The sequence below is a fragment of the Halorubrum sp. Atlit-28R genome (assembly GCF_003665955.1).
In the GTDB taxonomy this organism is placed as follows: Archaea; Halobacteriota; Halobacteria; order Halobacteriales; family Haloferacaceae; genus Halorubrum; species Halorubrum tropicale.
In genome coordinates this window covers 82,671-98,863 of record NZ_QPLS01000011.1, presented here as the reverse complement: position 1 = coordinate 98,863, position 16,193 = coordinate 82,671, and the positions used below count along the sequence as shown (strand labels likewise).

At 71.7% G+C, this 16,193-nt stretch carries 15 protein-coding genes; 7 read left to right on the top strand and 8 right to left on the bottom strand.

Translation table 11 applies throughout. The features are described from left to right. Position 1 precedes the first annotated feature (1 nt). Positions 2 to 697 (bottom strand): helix-turn-helix domain-containing protein, encoded by a 696-nt coding sequence (locus tag DVK06_RS14675; protein ID WP_053771882.1) that lies wholly within the window; start codon positions 695 to 697, stop codon positions 2 to 4. A 130-nt stretch (positions 698 to 827) separates the two neighbouring features. Here DVK06_RS14675 and DVK06_RS14670 point away from each other — a divergent pair, with 130 nt between their 5' ends. The 3 genes from DVK06_RS14670 to DVK06_RS14660 all read left to right on the top strand — a co-directional run bounded on the left by DVK06_RS14670 (position 828) and on the right by DVK06_RS14660 (position 5,851). Next, a complete protein-coding gene (locus DVK06_RS14670; RefSeq protein ID WP_121600832.1) occupies positions 828 to 1,811 on the top strand; it encodes a hypothetical protein in 984 nt (327 codons plus the stop codon). A gap of 104 nt (positions 1,812 to 1,915) precedes the next feature. After that, entirely contained in the window at positions 1,916 to 4,012 is a 2,097-nt protein-coding gene (gene fdhF / locus DVK06_RS14665) for a formate dehydrogenase subunit alpha (protein ID WP_121600831.1), read from the top strand. Positions 4,013 to 4,129: 117 nt separating this feature from the next. Next, positions 4,130 to 5,851 carry a globin-coupled sensor protein gene (locus DVK06_RS14660; protein WP_233561755.1) on the top strand — a complete coding sequence of 574 codons (1,722 nt, stop codon included), beginning with the start codon at positions 4,130 to 4,132 and terminating at the stop codon, positions 5,849 to 5,851. A gap of 61 nt (positions 5,852 to 5,912) precedes the next feature. Here the strand turns inward: DVK06_RS14660 and DVK06_RS19055 are convergent, their stop codons facing one another. Further along, positions 5,913 to 6,083: a hypothetical protein gene (locus DVK06_RS19055; RefSeq protein WP_199236345.1), complete on the bottom strand. Its 171-nt coding sequence runs from the start codon at positions 6,081 to 6,083 to the stop codon at positions 5,913 to 5,915. A 48-nt stretch (positions 6,084 to 6,131) separates the two neighbouring features. Next, a complete protein-coding gene (locus DVK06_RS14655) occupies positions 6,132 to 6,470 on the bottom strand; it encodes a MazG-like family protein (RefSeq protein WP_121600830.1) in 339 nt (112 codons plus the stop codon). A 113-nt stretch (positions 6,471 to 6,583) separates the two neighbouring features. Between DVK06_RS14655 and npdG the strand changes: the two genes are divergently transcribed. Together npdG and DVK06_RS14645 are read left to right on the top strand one after the other, a co-directional pair. After that, positions 6,584 to 7,252, top strand: coding sequence for an NADPH-dependent F420 reductase (gene npdG / locus DVK06_RS14650; protein WP_121600829.1), 669 nt, complete (start codon positions 6,584 to 6,586; stop codon positions 7,250 to 7,252). 88 nt (positions 7,253 to 7,340) lie between these two features. Continuing rightward, positions 7,341 to 8,183: a polyprenyl synthetase family protein gene (locus DVK06_RS14645; protein ID WP_053771886.1), complete on the top strand. Its 843-nt coding sequence runs from the start codon at positions 7,341 to 7,343 to the stop codon at positions 8,181 to 8,183. Positions 8,184 to 8,543: 360 nt separating this feature from the next. Here DVK06_RS14645 and DVK06_RS14635 read toward each other — a convergent pair whose 3' ends face one another. From DVK06_RS14635 to DVK06_RS14615, 5 genes are read right to left on the bottom strand one after another with little or no spacing between them, the layout of a single operon-like run. Then, complete coding sequence (locus tag DVK06_RS14635; RefSeq protein ID WP_121600828.1) at positions 8,544 to 9,620, bottom strand: ABC transporter ATP-binding protein; 1,077 nt, start codon at positions 9,618 to 9,620, stop codon at positions 8,544 to 8,546. After that, the gene (locus tag DVK06_RS14630; protein ID WP_233561754.1) at positions 9,617 to 10,960 is read right to left on the bottom strand and encodes an ABC transporter ATP-binding protein; all 1,344 of its coding nucleotides are present in this window, start codon (positions 10,958 to 10,960) and stop codon (positions 9,617 to 9,619) included. The genes DVK06_RS14635 and DVK06_RS14630 overlap by 4 nt, the downstream gene beginning before the upstream one ends. After that, positions 10,957 to 11,976 (bottom strand): ABC transporter permease, encoded by a 1,020-nt coding sequence (locus DVK06_RS14625; RefSeq protein ID WP_053771888.1) that lies wholly within the window; start codon positions 11,974 to 11,976, stop codon positions 10,957 to 10,959. Before DVK06_RS14625 ends, DVK06_RS14630 begins: the two co-directional genes overlap by 4 nt. Position 11,977: 1 nt before the next feature. Continuing rightward, entirely contained in the window at positions 11,978 to 12,970 is a 993-nt protein-coding gene (locus tag DVK06_RS14620; protein ID WP_121600827.1) for an ABC transporter permease, read from the bottom strand. Between the two features lie 30 nt (positions 12,971 to 13,000). After that, on the bottom strand, positions 13,001 to 14,644 hold the full coding sequence (locus tag DVK06_RS14615) for an ABC transporter substrate-binding protein (RefSeq protein WP_121600826.1): 1,644 nt from the start codon (positions 14,642 to 14,644) through the stop codon (positions 13,001 to 13,003). A 185-nt stretch (positions 14,645 to 14,829) separates the two neighbouring features. On the opposite strand from DVK06_RS14615, the gene DVK06_RS14610 reads away from it, so the two are divergent. After that, positions 14,830 to 15,285 carry a hypothetical protein gene (locus DVK06_RS14610; RefSeq protein WP_121600825.1) on the top strand — a complete coding sequence of 152 codons (456 nt, stop codon included), beginning with the start codon at positions 14,830 to 14,832 and terminating at the stop codon, positions 15,283 to 15,285. A gap of 73 nt (positions 15,286 to 15,358) precedes the next feature. Further along, a complete protein-coding gene (locus DVK06_RS14605; protein WP_053771892.1) occupies positions 15,359 to 16,072 on the top strand; it encodes a phosphoribosyltransferase family protein in 714 nt (237 codons plus the stop codon). Positions 16,073 to 16,193 lie beyond the last annotated feature (121 nt).

Here is a 16,193-nt window from a genome sequence, read left to right as displayed (position 1 = left end):
GTCAGTTCCCGGCGAGCGTCTCCTCCAACAGCTTCCGCTGCGCCGTCGCGAGGTGCTCGGCGAACGTCGACGGGGAGATGTCGAGCGCGCCGGCGACCTCGCTCGCGTTGGCGTCGCGGGGGCGCTCGAAGTAGCCCATGCGGTAGGCGGTCCGCAGCACCTCGCACTGGCGGTCGGTGAGGCGGCCGCGGTCGACGAGCGTCCGGTCCGGCGACCCGTCGCCGCGCGCCGCGCCCTCGACGAGGTAGCGGACCTCGACGCGCTCCGCCGTCCCGTCGAGCGCCGAGACGATGTCGCGCAGGCGTTCGAGGTCGGGGAGGTGGAGCGTCAGGAGGAGGACGCCGTCCTCGGCGCGGGCGTCCGCGATCGGGCAGTCGAGCTCCTCGATGACCCGGCAGGCGCACGTCCCGTCGCGGGGGCGCTCGTACCGGTACACGCGCTCGTCGCCGAGGTCCACGACGGAGGCGGGCTCCGGAACGCCCTCCGCGCCGTCGACCGCGTCCGGGTCGCGGGCGCGGAACTCCTCGGTGTGCGTGTCGCCCGCGTGCGTCCAGGTGACGCCCGTGATCGGGCCCTCGTGGGCGGTCGAGGCGGCGACGACCGGGCAGTTCCCCGTCCCGTGGATCGCGACGCCCGCGCGGACGCCGTCGGGCGTCGCGCCCGCGCCGCCGTCGGCCGGCTTCCCTCCGGTTCCCATCGCGTCGGGGTTAGTGCGACGGGCACAAAGGCCTGATCCCAGACGCGCGCGGCGCACCGATGGGTCGCACCGAGAACACCCGCAATACTGAGGGCCGGTCGGTATCGGTCCACGCCCCGGAGTCGCGGCCGTGAACCGAGCGATCCACGCGGTCGGAGCGGTCGCCCTGACCGGCGCCGGCGCCGGGATGTGCGCCGCGGCGGCCGCGGGCCTTGCGGGCGGAACCGTCGGCGGACCGGAGCTACCGATCGGGGCGGCCGTCTTCGCGGTCGCCGCGGTGAGCCTCGGGTACACCGCCGCGAGGGAGACGCGGGACGCGCTGCGGACGGACGGCTTCGGCGTCACGCGGGTCGACCTCGGCAACGCGACCGCGGTGGCCGTCGCGGCGCCGGTCACGTACGCGCTCTCGGTGCGGGTGGGCGTCGGCGCGGTCGTGGCGTCCGCGCTCGTCGGCCTCTGCGCGCACCTCCTGACCGAGACGTACGGGGCGCCGGCGTACTGCGGCTCGTTCGTCGGGATGGCCACGCCCGCGGCCGGCGCGGACCTCGCGTCGGTGGCCGCGGCCGGGCTCGCCGCCGCCGTCGCCTTCGTCGCCGCCAAGCGCGCGTTCAACGGGTTCGGCGGGAAGCTGGGGACGACGGCGTTCGTCGGCTGCCTGTCCGTGGCGGCGCTCGGCGGGCTGACGCCGGGCACCGGGACCGTCCCGGACCCGGCCGTCGCGGCGGGACTGGTCGCCGCGGCCGCGGTCGCCGCGCCCGTCACGTTCCTCGTGAGCGTCCGGCTCGGCCACGGCCCGGTCGTCGCGAGCGCGGTCGTCGGGCTCGTCGCCGGCGTCGTCTGCCCGCCGCTGTTCGCCGCGGGCGACGCGGTCGCGGCGGTCGCCTTCTGCGCGTCGTTCGCCGGGATGGCCACGCCGGAGCGGATCCCCGGCCCCGGCGCGATGCTGCTGGCCGGCGGGACCGCGGGCGTCGGGTTCGTCGGCGCGGCGCCGTACGTCGTCGGCTTCGGCGGGAAGCTCGGCACCATCGCGTTCGCCGCCTGCCTCGTGACCGCCGGCGCCCTGTCGCTCGGGCGCCAGGTCGCGCCGGTCGGCGGCGACGCCGTGACGGGGTGACGCGCCCCGGTCGGCGGTCGCGCCGCCGGTCGCGGGATCGTTACTTAAAACACCACGCAGTTCCGGCCGCATCGGGAGGGTCGTGGAGGCCCTGCGTCTATCCGATGACCGATCCGACCGAGACGTCCGAGCGGCGCTTCGAGTCGAACCCGACCGTCTGTCCGTTCTGCGGGGTCGGCTGCAGCGTCGAGTACGCCGGGCGCGGCAGCGCGACCGGCGTCGAGGGACCGGTGAACGAGCGCGGGGAGATCTGCCCGAAGGGGGCGGCCGCGTTCGACGTGGTCGACAACGACGACCGCCTGACGGAGCCGCTGGTGCGTCACGGCGGAACCTTCGTCACGGCGCCGTGGGAGGAGGCGCTCGACCGCGCGGTCGAGGGGATCGGCCGCGTCGTCGACGAGCACGGGCCGGACGCGGTCCAGTTCTTCGCGTCGTCGAACTGTACGAACGAGGAGAACTACGTCCTCCAGAAGCTCGCGCGGGTGCTCGGGACGAACAACGTCGACAACTGCGCGCGGCTCTGCCACGCCTCGACGGTCGCCGCGATGAGCGAGCGGTTCGGCGCGGGCGCGATGACGAACACCTTGGACGACCTCGGGGAGGCGGACTGCATCTACGTCAACGGGGCGAACCCGGCCGAGCAGCACCCCGTCGCGTTCCGGTCGTACGTCCTCCCGGCGGTCCGCGACGGCGCGACGCTGGTCCACGTCGACCCGCGCGCGAACGACACGACCGAGGCCGCGGACGTCCACCTCCCGCTGCGGCCCGGCACGGACATCGAGGTGGCGAACGCGGTCGCCGCGGTGCTCGTCGAGGAGGACCTCGTCGACGAGGCGTTCCTCGCGGAGCGCACGACCGGCTTCGACCGCCTGCGCGAGCACCTCGCCGGCGTCGACGTGGCGGCCAACGCCGAGGCGGCCGGCGTCGAGCCCGAGGCGATCCGCGAGGCCGCCCGGGCGTACGGCGAGGCCGACCGCGCAGCGATCGTGACGGGGATGGGGACGAGCCAGCACCGCTGCGGCACCGACAACGTCCACGCCCTGCTCAACCTCGCGCTGTTGACCGGCAACGTCGGGCGACCCGGGACCGGCGTGAACCCGCTCCGCGGGCAGAACAACGTCCAGGGCGCCAGCGACGTGGGAGGACTCCCGAGCGTCCTCCCCGGCTACGAGCCCGTGACGGACCCGGAGGCCCGCGAGCGCGTCGCGGCGGAGTGGGGCGTCGAGCCGCCGGCGGAGCCCGGGCTGACCGAGGTCGAGGCGACGCACCGCTTCGGCGACGAGGTGCGCGCGGCGGTCGTCTTCGGCGAGAATCCCGCGGTCACCGAGCCGAACGCGACCGCGGTCGCGTCGGCGTTCGACGACCTCGACTTCTGCGTCGTCATCGACCTCTTCGAGACGCGGACGGCGGCGCACGCGGACGTGGTCCTCCCCGGCAGCGCGTGGGCCGAGAAGTCCGGCACGGTGACGAACACCGACCGGCGCGTGCTGCGGATGCGCCCCAACGCCGACCTCCCGGGGAACGCCCGGCGCGACTTCGAGATCCTGACCGCGCTCGGCCGGCGGCTGACCGACCGTCCCGAGGCGTTCGACTACGACGGCCCGGAGGCGGCCTTCGACGAGCTGACCCGCGTCGCGCCGATATACGAGGGGATGAGCTACGCGGGGATCGGCGACGGCTACCAGCGGTGGCCGTTCGACGCCGACGAGGGGCGCGGCACGGAGGTGTTACACGCGGAGGCGTTCGCGACGGGGGAGCGCACCGCCCCCCTCGCGGTCGTCGACCCGGTCCCGCCCGCCGACGACCTCGACGCGGGCGAACTGGTGCTCACGACCGGCCGCGTGCTCCAGCACTTCAACAGCGGCGCGCTCAGCCGCCGCTCGGACCGGCTCACGGCGATGCGCGGCGAGGACGCCCTCCAGGTCCACCCGAGCGACGCCGCCGAGCGGGGCATCGAGGACGGCGACCGGGTGACCGTCTCGAACGGGCGCGGGACCGTCGAGGTCGCGGCCGACGTCACGCCGGCGGTGCGCGAGGGGGTCGCGTTCTGCACGTTCCACTACGCGGAGCCGCTCGCGAACGCGCTCACGGGCGACGCGCTCGACCCGGAGGCGAAGATCCCCGAGTTCAAGCACTCGGCCGTCGCGGTCGAGCCCGCCGCCGAGGCGGGCGACGGAAGCGAGGCGGCCGGCGACGACTGAGCGACCGCCGACGCCGCGTTCACGGCCGTCAGTTCCCGGTACTCGCCGCTGAGCCCGGGTATCGCCGGTGAGAAGCGCGGGGCACCGTTTATATGACCCAAGCAGAGAGGCTCCGCCATGGCTACATCCGGAGAGTACGGCCGGGACGACTTCGGCCAGGGCGGGCTGAACGAGGGGCTCGACGCGTCGGAGCTCGTCGACGAGATCGGGCTCGACGCCGACGAAATCGCGTGGCGGAAGGAGTTCGTCGGCTTCGACGCGGAGGACGAGCGCCGACTGAGCCGGTACGAGGACGCGTTCGCGGAGAACGCCGACCGGATAGCGGACGACTTCTACGAGAACCTCACCGGCCACCAGCAGACGGTCGACGTGATCGATCGGTCCGAGAAGGGGATCGAACAGCTCAAGCGGACGCAGTCGGCGTACCTCGTGACGCTCGCCGGGGGCGAGTACGGCGAGGAGTACTTCGAGGACCGGGCGCGGATCGGGAAGATCCACGACGTGCTCGAGATGCCGATGAAACACTACCTCGGCCAGTACGGCGTGTACTACGACCTCATCCTGCCGATCGTCGGGGACCGACTCGCGGACTCGCTCACCGACCGATTGGCCCCCGACGCCGCCGGCGAGGCGCTCGACGACGCGACCGCGGCGGCGGTCGAGGAGGAGGTCGACGACGCGATCGAGGATCTGCTCTCTATCCTCCGGATCGTCAACCTCGACATGCAGGTCGTCACGGACACGTACATCCACTCGTACAGCGAGAAGCTCTCGGCGGCGGTCGAGCGGAACGAGCGGCTGATGGCGGACGTGGAAGCGGAGGTCGAGGAGCCGATCGCCGACCTGCGCGAGTCGGCGAGCGACGTCGCCGACAGCGCCGCTGAGGTCGGCGACGAGGCCGAGGACCAGTCGGAGCGGGTCGCCGAGGTCTCCTCGGAGGTGGCGAACCTCTCGGCGACGGTCGAGGAGGTGGCGTCGACCGCCGACGAGGTCGAGCGGACCAGCGGCCGGGCGGAGACGCTCGCCGAGGAGGGGGCGGACGCGGCCGACGACGCCGCGGCAGCCATGGACGACATCGGGACCGCGGTCGACGAGGTGGCGGAGGACGTCGAGGCGCTCCAGGAACGCGTCGAGGAGATCGACGAGTTCGTCGACGCAATAAACGGCATCGCCGATCAGACGAACCTCCTCGCGCTGAACGCCTCGATCGAGGCGGCGCGCGCCGGGGACGCCGGCGCCGGCTTCGGCGTCGTCGCGGACGAGATCAAGTCGCTCGCGGAGGAGTCGCAGGGCCACGCGAGCGACATCGAGGCGATGGTCGAGGGCATCCGCGCCGACACCGACGAGACCGTCGAGAGCCTCTCGGAGACGACGGTCCGGGTCGACGAGGGGAGCGAGCGCGTCGACGACGCGGCCGAGAGCCTCACGGCCATCGCCGAGGCGGTGACGGAGACGGCGAACGGGATCGACGAGGTCTCGGACGTGACCGACGAGCAGGCCGCCGCGGCCGAGGAGATCGCCGCGACGGTCGACGGGGTGGTCGAGCAGTCGAACCGGATCAGCGATCGGATGCGGCAGGTGGCCGAAGAGAGCGAGCGGCAGTCGGCGGCGGTCGAGACCGTCGAGCAGGCCGTCAATCGGTTGACCGCGGACGACGGCGGGCCTCTCGCGGCGTCTCACACGGACGGCGGCCCTTCCGCGGCGTCTCGCACGGACGGCGGACGGTCGGTGCCGGCCGGGCTCCCGGAGGGGATGCCGCAGTTCGTGATCGACCGCCTCTCGGACGAGGAGCTGCGGGCGATCGCGGCCGGAGAGGTGGAGATGGACGACCTGCGGTGAACCGGCGGCGGTGAGTCGTCGGTGGTGACCCATCGGTAACTCCTCCACCTGCGGGTCGGGCTCACGGTGAAAAGTACGCGTCCGGCCCCCGAACTCCCGAGAGCTCGCGGAGCGGACGGGCGCCGCACCGGCCGCAGGCGGCGGGCTCGTCGGGGTCGTCGGGCCGCGCGAACACCGTGTCGCAGGCGTCGCAGGCGACGTATCGCAGCGCGAGCGACGGGGCGTCGGGCATGGGCCCCGTAGGCGGGCGACGCACTTGAACCGGCGCCTCGTGCGCTCCTCACATTCGGATTCGGCGTCGCCGCCCGGGCCGCTGTTGCCCGGACCCGGCGTCGCCGGACGACTCGATCCGCGACTCGTACTTCGCCAGCGACTCGTCGAGCGCGGCGTCGGCGTCGATATCGGCCGCGTCGGCGAGCGCGAGCAGCGCGAACAGCGCGTCGCCGACCTCGTCGGTCGCGATCGCGGTGGCGTCCGGGTCCTCCCCGTAGTCGGTCGAGGTCGCCACCTCCTTCGCGACCTCGCCGACCTCGCTCTCCAAGTCGAGGACGCGGTACGCGAGGTCGGTCTCTAACCCGTGCTCGGCGACGAACGCGGCGACGCGGTCCTGCTCGTCCATGGGCGTCAACTCCGCGCGATCGGGCAAAAGTCCCCCGCCGTCCGGTCGCCTTCGGTCGTGGCGAGGACGGCCGGTCGCGCAACCCCTAAGACGCGAGCGGCCCCACGGACAGTATGAAAATCGCCATCTTGGGCGGCACCGGTGACATCGGCGAGGGGCTCGCGCTCCGGCTGGCGGCTGACACGCCCCACCGGGTCGCGGTCGGCTCCCGGGAGGCCGAGAAGGCCGAGGCAAAGGCCGAGGAGTACACGACCGAACTGGAGAGCCGCGGCCTCGACGCCGCGGTGACCGGCGGCGACAACGCCGCGGTCGCCGCCGACGCGCGGATCGTCGTCCTCGCGGTCCCGCCGTACCACGTCGGCGACACCGTCGAGGCGGTGGCGGGGTCGCTGGAGGACGGCGACGTGCTGGTCTCGCCCGCCACGGGGATGAAACGCGACGAGGAGGGATTCCACTACCACAAGCCGGGCGCCGGCTCGGTGACGCGGATCGTCGCGGACGCGGCGCCCGACGGCGTCGCCGTCGTCGGCGCGTTCCACAACCTCGCGGCCGCGCGGCTGGCGAACCTCGACGCCGAACTGGGCGTCGACACGCTCGTGATCGGCGACGACGGGGACGCCAAGCGGACGGTCGCGGACGTCGCCGAGGGGATCGAGGGGCTGCGCGCGCTCGACGCCGGCGGGATCGCCAACGCACCCGAAATCGAGGGGCTCACGCCGCTTTTAATCAACGTCGCCGCGAACAACGACGGGCTCGACGACCTCGGCGTGCGGTTCCGGTAGCGCGGCGGGCGCGCCGCCGCCGTCGTCCGAATCGCCCCCGGACGGCGTTCCGTTAGGCCTTTGCGCGCCGGGGCCCTCCGGGCGGTAGATGGAGTACCTGGAGCGTCGGGTCGGGCTCGTCGAAGACCGGATCGAGTCGGTCATCGACGGCGTCGAGCCCGAGGAGCTGTCCGACGAGGTCGGACACGTCGTCCTCGCGGGCGGCAAGCGCGTCCGGCCCGCGGTGACCGTCCTCGCCTGCGAGGCGTTCGACGGCGACCCCGAGGAGGCGGTCGACTTCGCGGCCGGCATCGAGTTCGTCCACAACGCCTCGCTCGTGATCGACGACATCATCGACCGCTCGGAGGTCCGCCGCGGCACCGACGCCGCCTGGGCCGAGTTCGGCTACGGCCCCGCGATCATCGCAAGCGACGGCCTGCTCGGCGAGGCGTTCGCGCTGTTCTCGACGGACCCGCGCGCGATGCGCACCGTCGCCGAGGCGATGGTCGAACTCGGCGAGGGCGAGGCGACGGAGCTGGCGGCGCGCCCGACGAACGAAGCGGAGTACATGGAGCTCGCGCGCCGGAAGACGGGCGCGCTGTTCCGCGCCGCCGCCGAACTCGGCGCGGTCGCGGGCGGCGCCGAGCCGCACGCGATCGACTCGTTCGGCGAGTACGCCGAGCGCGTCGGCGTCGCCTTCCAGATGCGCGACGACGTGTTAGACGCCACCGCCGACGCCGACGACCTCGGCAAGCCGACCGGGCAGGACGCCGAGATGGACCGCCCGTCGGTGCTCCAGGTCACGTCGCTGTCGCCCGAGGAGATCAACGAGCGCGCCCGGGCGGAGTCGGAGCGCGCGCTGGCCGCGCTCGACGACGCCGACCCGCCGGAGACGGAGGCGATCGAGTACCTCCGCGACCTCGCGGAGTTCGTCGTCGTCCGCGAGCGGTAAGCGGAAGCGCGGTTTCGGGGCCGCGCTCGTCGAGGTCGACGACCTCCGGCGACCCCGTCTCGGGGAGCGCGGGCCCGTCGTCGTCCGCCTGCGTCGGCTCCGCGCCGTCGCCGGTCGCCGCGGTGGAGACCGTCTGGCTCATACAGCCCGCCAGCCCGGCGACGCCCGAGAGCCCCGCCGCCCGGAGGATCGTTCGCCGCGCGAAGCCGCCGTCGGAGTCGGAACCAGCGTGGGTCATGTCTGGACCGAGGGGAAGCGGCACCATAACCGGGTCGCGGCTTCCCGATCGGAGGTACGACCGACGAACCGGTTCGGCCCGTAGTATAGAAAAGAATCAGCCGCGGCGGGAGCGGGCGCGGATCAGTCGTCCGCCGGCTCGCCGGCGGGCGCGTCCGACTCGTCGCCGGCCGCCGCGTTCTCGCCGATCGGCTCGCTGTCCCAGTACGCGTGGCCGTCGTCGGCCCGGAAGCAGGTCGCCGTCCGGCCGTCACCCACGTCGTACCTCGGCGGCGCCGACTCGCGGCAGGCCGCGCGGGCCTCCGGGCAGCGGGTGTGGAACCGGCAGCCCGCCGGCGGGTTCCGCGGCGAGGGCACGTCGCCGCGGAGCGTCTCGAACTCCTCGTCGCGCGCCTCCGTGCTCGCGCGCGGGACGCTCGACAGCAGCGCCTTCGTGTACGGGTGCGCGGGGTCGTCGAAGATCTCCTCCACCGGCCCGATCTCGACGATCTCGCCGAGGTACATCACCGCGACGCGGTCGCAGACGTGGCGCACCACGCCGAGGTTGTGCGCGATGAACAAGAACGTGAGCCCGAAGTCGTCCTGGAGGTCTTCGAGCAGGTTCAGGATCTGCGCCTGGACGCTCACGTCGAGCGCCGACACCGGCTCGTCGAGGACGACGAAGTCGGGGTCTAGGGCGAGCGCCCGAGCGATCCCGATGCGCTGGCGCTGCCCGCCCGAGAACTCGTGCGGGTACCGGTCCATCTGGTCGGCGGAGAGGCCGACCCGTTCGAGCAGGTCGCGGGCCGTCTCGCGGCGCTGTTCCCGGTCGGCGACGTCGTGGATGCGGAGCCCCTCCGTGACGATGTCGCCGGTGGTCATGCGCGGGTCGAGGCTGGAGAACGGGTCCTGGAACACGATCTGGGCGCGCCGGCGGAACTCGTTCAGGTCGCGGTCGGTCATCGCCCGAACGTCGGTCCCGTCGAAGGTGATCTCGCCGGCGGTCGGCTCCCGCAGGCGCAACACCGTCTCGCCGGTCGTCGACTTGCCGCAGCCGGACTCGCCGACGAGCCCCAGCGTCTCGCCCTCGCGCACGTCGAAGGAGACGCCGTCGACCGCCTTCACGCTCGCCGACTCCTGCCCGAGCAGGCGGTCGACGATCGACGAGTCGTCCGCGTAGTACTTCTTCAGCCCGTCGACGGAGAGCAGCGGGTCGCTCATTCGCCCTCACCCCCGTCGGTCGCGGCCTCCGCGTCGCCGACCTCGTCGAAGTGATCGTCCGGGAGCGCGTCCGCCGGGTCGTACTCGCGCTCGGCGAGGACGCACGTGGCGCCGTGGTCGGCGGCGGCGTCGACGGTCGCCTCCGCGGGCTTGTCGAGGCACGCCTCCATCGCCTTCGGGCACCGGTCCGCGAAGTAACACCGGTCGCCCATCTCGGCGTCGACCAGGCTCGGGACGTTGCCCGCGATCGGTTCGAGCCGCGGCCGCGGGTCGTCCACGTCGGGGATCGAGCCGAGCAGCCCCTGCGTGTACGGGTGGACGGTGTCCTCGAACACGGAGTCGAGCGTGCCGCGCTCGACGACCTCGCCGGCGTACATCACGCAGACGCGGTCGCACATCTCCGCGATCACGCCGAGGTCGTGAGTGATGAGCACGATGCTCATCCCGCGGTCGGCCTGGATCTCCTTCAGCAGGTTCAGGATCTGCGCCTGGATCGTCACGTCGAGCGCGGTCGTCGGCTCGTCGGCGATCAGCACGTCCGGCTCGCCGGCGAGCGCCTGCGCGATCATCGCGCGCTGGAGCATCCCGCCGGAGAACTGGCCGGGGTACTCGTCGACGCGGTCCTCGGGGTCGGGGATCCCGACCTGGCCGAGCAGCTCGACCGCCCGCTCCATGCTCTCCTCGCTGGTGTAGTCGCGGCCGGGGACGAGCCCGTCGAGGAGGTACTTACCGAGCCCGTACCCCTGCGTCCGCGAGCGCGTCGAGCGGGGGTTCGCCCGCGCCCGGCGCTGTACCTCGACCGCCTCGGCGATCTGCTCGCCGACCGTGATAGAGGGGTTGAAGCTGCTCATCGGGTCCTGGAAGATGACGCTGAACGAGGGGCCGCGCAGCGACCGGCGCACGCTCGGCGGCACCGTCCGGAGGTCGACGTGGTCGCCGTCGACGTGGACCGCCCCCGTCCCGCGGAACTCCTCCGCGAGGTCGGGGTCGCGGTACCACACCTCGCCGGCCGTGATCCGGCCGGGCGTCTCGACGAGGTCGACGAGCGACAGCGCGGTCACGGACTTGCCGGAGCCGGACTCGCCGACGACGCCGAGGATCTCGTCTTCCCGGAGGTCGAACGACACCGACTCCACCGCGTTGATCTGCCCCTCCTCGGTGAAGAAGCGCGTCGAGAGGTCCCGGACCGACAGCACGTCGTCGGCCGCGGGCAGCCCGGTCGGGGCCGCGCCGGCAGCGCCGACGGCGTCGGCCGTCGCGGCGTCGCTCGCGCCGCCGTCGGTCGCGCCGCCGTCGGTCGCCGCGGCGGACTCGTCGGTCGGCCGCTCGGCGTCGCTCATGCGGCACCCCCTTCGCCCTCGATACCGGGGTCTAAGGCGTCACGCAGCCAGTCGCCGAGCAGGTTGATCCCGATAACCGACAGCATGATCGCGAGCCCGGGGATGGAGGCGATCCACCACTGCCCGGAGGAGACGTAGTCGCGCCCCTGCGCGATGTCGAAGCCCCACGACAGCGTCGTCCCCGAGAAGCCGAGGAACGACAGCGAGCTCTCCAGGAGGATGATCGCCGCCACCTGTACCGTCCCGAGGACGATGATCGGCGTGATCGCGTTTGGGAGGATGTGGCGGACGATGATCGTGTTGTCGTCGGCCCCGAGGGCGCGAGACGCCTTCACGTACTCCTGCCCGCGCAAGGAGAGCGCCTCCCCGCGGGCGACGCGGGCGAACCACACCCAGTTGACGAGGCCGACGACGATCACCACCGTTATCGGCAACACGAAGCTCTCGGGCATCTCCGGCGCGAGCCCGGCGGCGACGAACGGGTCGGGGACGTTCACCGCCGCGCGCCCCCACAGCCCGATGAGCGCGACCGCCAGCACGAGCGAGGGGAACGCGAGGCTCACGTCCGCGATCCGCATCAGCGCGTCGTCGACGCGCCCGCGGTGGTAGCCGGCGAGCAGCCCGACCGGCACGCCGATCGACGCCGCCAGCAGGGTGCCGAGGACGCCGACGACGAGCGACGTGCGGGCGCCGTACACCACCCGCGAGAACATGTCGCGGCCGAGTCCGTCGGTCCCGAACACGTGGTCCGGGTCGGCCGTGATCTCCACCTCCTCGGTGACGGTCTGGATCTCGCCGTCGACCATCTGCGAGGAGGTCCGCTCGGCCGTCTGCGAGAAGCCGAGCGGCGGTAGCTCGCTCTCGTTGAGCTGTTGCTCGGTCGGGTTGTGGGGCGCGACGAACGGGGCGAACGCGGCGGTCAACACGATGACCACCACGAGCGCCAGCCCGAGCTTCGCGAGCCCGCTACCTCTGAACTCCTTCTTGAGATTGCGTATGACACGTGAAGAGACCATGTTAGTCGGTCACCACCTCCGGGTCGAGGTAGGCGTACACCACGTCGACGAGGATGTTGACGAGGACGAAGCTCGTCCCGATGACGATCAGGCTGCCCTGGAGCGCGGGCCAGTCGCGCTGGTTGATGCTCTCGATGACCAGCGTGCCGAGCCCCGGCCACGAGAACACCGCCTCCGTGATCACGGCGCCGCCGATCAGCGTCCCGAGCTGGAGCCCGAGGACGGTGATCACGGGGATCAGCGTGTTCCGGAGCGCGTGCTTGTACCGGATCAGGGTCCGCGGGAGCCCCTTGGCCCGCGCGGCCTGGACGTAGCCCTTGCTGAGCTCGTCGAGCATGCCCGACCGCGTCAGTCGGGTGATGAGCGCCATGAAGTAGGTCCCCAAGGCGATCGCCGGCAACGTGATGTACGCGAGCCAGGTCAACAGCGTGCCGACGAACGGCTCGGCGGTGATTGCCGACAGCGCCACGTCGCCGACGTCGGCGCCGCGGCCGCTGGTGTTGAAGACGTTGAACTCCACGGCGAAGATCAGGATGAGCATGATCCCGAGCCAGAAGTTCGGCGTCGAGATGCCGCCGAGCGACAGCAGGGTCGCGCCGTAGTCGACCGGCTCGTTGCGGCGGGTCGCGCTGATCACGCCGAGCGGGATCGCGAGGACGATGGCGACGATGCTGGCGGCGACGGCGAGCTCGATCGTCGCGGGCAGGCGCTCGAAGACGAGCGTCGTGACCTCCTGACCGCGGATGTACGACCGGCCCATGTCGCCCTGAAGCAGTTCGAAGACGTACCGCCCGTACTGGATGTACAGCGGCTGGTCGAGGCCGAGCTCGGCCGCGATCGCCTGTCGCGTCTCCTGTGACGCGTCGAGCGGTGCCACCGCGTTGATCGGGCTGCCGGGGGTGACGAACCGGAGCGCGAACACGACGGTGACGACGCCCCAGACGACCCCGATCCCCTGGAGGCTTCTTTTGAGTACGAATCTTCCGAATGACATTAATAACGATATTGGGAGATGACGGGCGCGTTACTGCCGGGTGGCGGTGTCCGGGTCGATGAACTCGTCGGCCCGCGGCTCCCACGAGATCTCGTTCGAGACGCCGTAGACGCTGAACTGCTGGTGCATGAACACCCACGGCGCGAGGTCGTGGGCGAGCTGGTTCGCCTGCTGGAGGATCTCGACGCGCTCCTCGGAGTCCTGCGTCGTCTCGGCCTCGTTGAGCAGCGCGTCGAGGTCGTCGTTCTTCAGGATCGTCAGCGCGCCGTTCGAGGCCATCAGCGGCGTCATGGTCTGACTGCCGTCGAACTCGCCGTTCCCCCAGCCGAGGAGGTTGAAGTGCGGCTTGTCCTCGATGTTGCCCGTCGTGATGTCCTGGACGAGCGAGGAGAACTCGCGCTGTTGCAGCTCACAGGAGACGTTCGACAGCGAGTCGATCTGGTTCGCCGCGGCCTGCGCGATCTCAACGTCGCGGAGGTAGCGACCGATCGGGGTCTGGAGCGTGATCTCGACGCCCGCGTGGCCGGACTCCTCGACGAGCCGCTCCGCCTCGTCTGGGTCGTACGGGTACGGGTCGATGTCGGGGTTGTAGCCGACGTGGCCCTCCAGCGTCGGCTGGCCGGTGATGTTCCCGAAGCCGTTGAGCACGTTCTCGATGATGCTCTCGACGTCGACGGCGTAGTTCATCGCCTGCCGGAACTGCTGGCTGGAGAACGGCTCCACGTCGTACCGCATCTGGAGGAAGATGATCCGCGCGCTGGGCACGGAGTTGATCGTCGCCACGTCCGAGCCGTTCACCCGGGAGACCTCGTTCGGCGGCACGTTCGTCACGATGTCCGTCTCCTCGGCGAGCAGCTGGTTGACTCGCGTGCTCGACTCGCTGGAGGCGGTCATGGTGAGCTCGTCGACCTCGGGCGCGCCGTCCCAGTACTCCTCGTTCGGCTCGTAGACGACCTGGTTGCCCGACTCGTAGTTCGCGAGGCGGAACGGCCCCGTCCCGTTGGCGTTCCGGTTGATGTAGTCGCTGCCGTTCTCCTCGATCCACGACTGCTGGACGACCGGGCCGTTCGTCGCGAACAGCTGGAAGGCGATCGGGTTGTAGCCGTCGAAGGAGACGGTCACCTGGCCGTCGCCGGTCGCGACCTCGGTGACCGGCCCGAGGTCGTTCGACTGCGGGCTGGCGATGCCGACGTCCTCGAACACGATCCGCCGGATGCTGTACCGCACGTCCTGCGGCGTGACCTCGTCGCCGTTGTGGAACGTGAGGCCGTCGCGCAGCATGAAGCGGACGTCGCCGTCCTCGGTGCGCTCCCACTCGTCCGCGAGGCCGGCGATGATGCCGCCCTGCTTGTCGCGGTCGAGGAGCCCCTCGTACAGCTGGCCGACGATGATCTCGGTGTTCGTCTCGGCGTGGTCCTGCGGGTCGAGCCCGGAGTCCATCTGGCCCATGGTGACGCCGAGTTCGAACGTGTCGTCGCCGCCGTCGCCGCCGTCGGAGCCATCCGACCCGTCGGAACCGTCGCCGCCGTCCATGCCGTCACCGCCGTCTGAACCGTCGCCGCCGTCGCCGCCGTCGCCGCCGCCGGCGCAGCCCGCGAGACCGACCGCACCGGCCGTTCCGGCGTACTTGAGCACCGTCCGCCTGTCGACGTGGTTGTCGTTGTCAGTAGGCATAGCCGATCTCATACGATAGAGCGTTATGAACCTACCGGCAGACGCGGCCCCTTTCGGGACCGACTGCCCGCGTCAGGCTGACAGTAGCGGGGCCGAGTCGCCGGGGCGAGCGCCGCCGGACTCGCCGGGCCGGGCGCGAGCGGAAACCGACGGGTATGTAGGGCCCCCGGCGGTAGGCGGGCGGTATGGACGGACCCGATCCCGGACCGCAGTGGGACACGGTCGAGGCGGACGCGGAGTCGACGGCGGCGGCGTACGGCGAGCGCGGCTGGACCGCGATCGCGGGCCACCCCGGGCAGGTGAACCCCGTCGCGGACGCCGCCCGGATCGACGTGCTGTTGCCCGGCTCCGAGTTCGACGACGCGCTCGCCGCGGTCGAGGACGCCGCGATCGACGGCGTCGACGTGTACGCGGGCGCCGCCGAGGGGGTCGCGTACCGGCTGGTGGTCGCCACCGACGAGTCCGCGCAGGTGGCGCTGTGCGTGCCCACCTACCTCGGGAGCGACGACCTCGACGCGCTGCGCGCGGCCGCCGAGGCGGCGGGCGCGCTCACCGTGCGGCTGCGCCCCCTCGACGACCGCGACCACGTCGAGGTCGCGATCGACGAGCCGGCGGTCTTCTTCGACGCGCCCGAGGCGTGAGACCCACACACGTGGGTATTCGATAGGCGTCTGACTTCGACGTATTCATATTTGTGCGATCGCGATCATCCGTATGAACCGCGCAGAGAAGGCGGCCCTCCAGCTACAGGCGGTCGCCGTGTTGCGGATGCTGAAGGAGACGCGAACGTACGAGGAGCTGTCGGACGTGACGGGGCTGCCCGCGGGCGACCTGAACCGCTACGTGAACGGCCACGTGCTGCCCGGCACCGACCGCGCGAGCGAGGTCGTCGAGTCGGTCGGCCGCGAGGCGCTCGCCGACGAGCTTGTCGCGCGCGTCGAGTTCGACGACGAGGGGTACGTCGACAACTCCGGGGTGGTCTTCGACCAGTCGTTCCTCGACCTCGTGGCGCCGGTCGCGGCGGAGACGTTCGAGTTCGAGTCGCCCGACGTGGTGCTGACGGCCGCGACCGACGGCATCACGCTCGGCGCGGCGATGGCCTCGTTCTTCGACGCGCGCCTGGCGTACGCGAAGAAGTCGAAGGAGACGGCGGTCGAGGAGTTCATCGAGTCGCGCCAGCGGCTCGCCTCCGGCATCGAGCTCACCTACTACCTCCCCGCGAGCGCCATCGACGCCGGCGACACGGTGCTGGTCGTCGACGACCTGATCCGCTCTGGCGAGACCCAGGAGCTCCTCTTGGACATCGCGCTCCAGGGCGACGCCGACGTCACCGGCGTGTTCGCGCTCATCGCCGTCGGCGACGAGGGGATGGACCGCGCGCGAGCGATCACCGACGCCCCGGTCGGGGCGCTCACGACGTTCGAATAGCCACGTTCACGCATACTCTTCGGGAAAAAATCCGTTTAGGAGAGTTTTTGATCCACATACGCGGATCATAGTTCGCGTCGTTCAGCAAGGCTTATCACTCGATCCACGGGAACCTCCACGC

What these genes read in the sequence shown, in the direction of transcription:
- DVK06_RS14675 (WP_053771882.1), bottom strand. Translation starts at nt 697, where the DNA reads ATGGGAACCGGAGGGAAGCCGGCCGACGGCGGCGCGGGCGCGACGCCC.
- fdhF (WP_121600831.1), top strand. Translation starts at nt 1,916, where the DNA reads ATGACCGATCCGACCGAGACGTCCGAGCGGCGCTTCGAGTCGAACCCG.
- DVK06_RS14660 (WP_233561755.1), top strand. Translation starts at nt 4,130, where the DNA reads ATGGCTACATCCGGAGAGTACGGCCGGGACGACTTCGGCCAGGGCGGG.
- DVK06_RS19055 (WP_199236345.1), bottom strand. Translation starts at nt 6,083, where the DNA reads ATGCCCGACGCCCCGTCGCTCGCGCTGCGATACGTCGCCTGCGACGCC.
- DVK06_RS14655 (WP_121600830.1), bottom strand. Translation starts at nt 6,470, where the DNA reads ATGGACGAGCAGGACCGCGTCGCCGCGTTCGTCGCCGAGCACGGGTTA.
- npdG (WP_121600829.1), top strand. Translation starts at nt 6,584, where the DNA reads ATGAAAATCGCCATCTTGGGCGGCACCGGTGACATCGGCGAGGGGCTC.
- DVK06_RS14645 (WP_053771886.1), top strand. Translation starts at nt 7,341, where the DNA reads ATGGAGTACCTGGAGCGTCGGGTCGGGCTCGTCGAAGACCGGATCGAG.
- DVK06_RS14635 (WP_121600828.1), bottom strand. Translation starts at nt 9,620, where the DNA reads ATGAGCGACCCGCTGCTCTCCGTCGACGGGCTGAAGAAGTACTACGCG.
- DVK06_RS14630 (WP_233561754.1), bottom strand. Translation starts at nt 10,960, where the DNA reads ATGAGCGACGCCGAGCGGCCGACCGACGAGTCCGCCGCGGCGACCGAC.
- DVK06_RS14625 (WP_053771888.1), bottom strand. Translation starts at nt 11,976, where the DNA reads ATGGTCTCTTCACGTGTCATACGCAATCTCAAGAAGGAGTTCAGAGGT.
- DVK06_RS14620 (WP_121600827.1), bottom strand. Translation starts at nt 12,970, where the DNA reads ATGTCATTCGGAAGATTCGTACTCAAAAGAAGCCTCCAGGGGATCGGG.
- DVK06_RS14615 (WP_121600826.1), bottom strand. Translation starts at nt 14,644, where the DNA reads ATGCCTACTGACAACGACAACCACGTCGACAGGCGGACGGTGCTCAAG.
- DVK06_RS14610 (WP_121600825.1), top strand. Translation starts at nt 14,830, where the DNA reads ATGGACGGACCCGATCCCGGACCGCAGTGGGACACGGTCGAGGCGGAC.
- DVK06_RS14605 (WP_053771892.1), top strand. Translation starts at nt 15,359, where the DNA reads ATGAACCGCGCAGAGAAGGCGGCCCTCCAGCTACAGGCGGTCGCCGTG.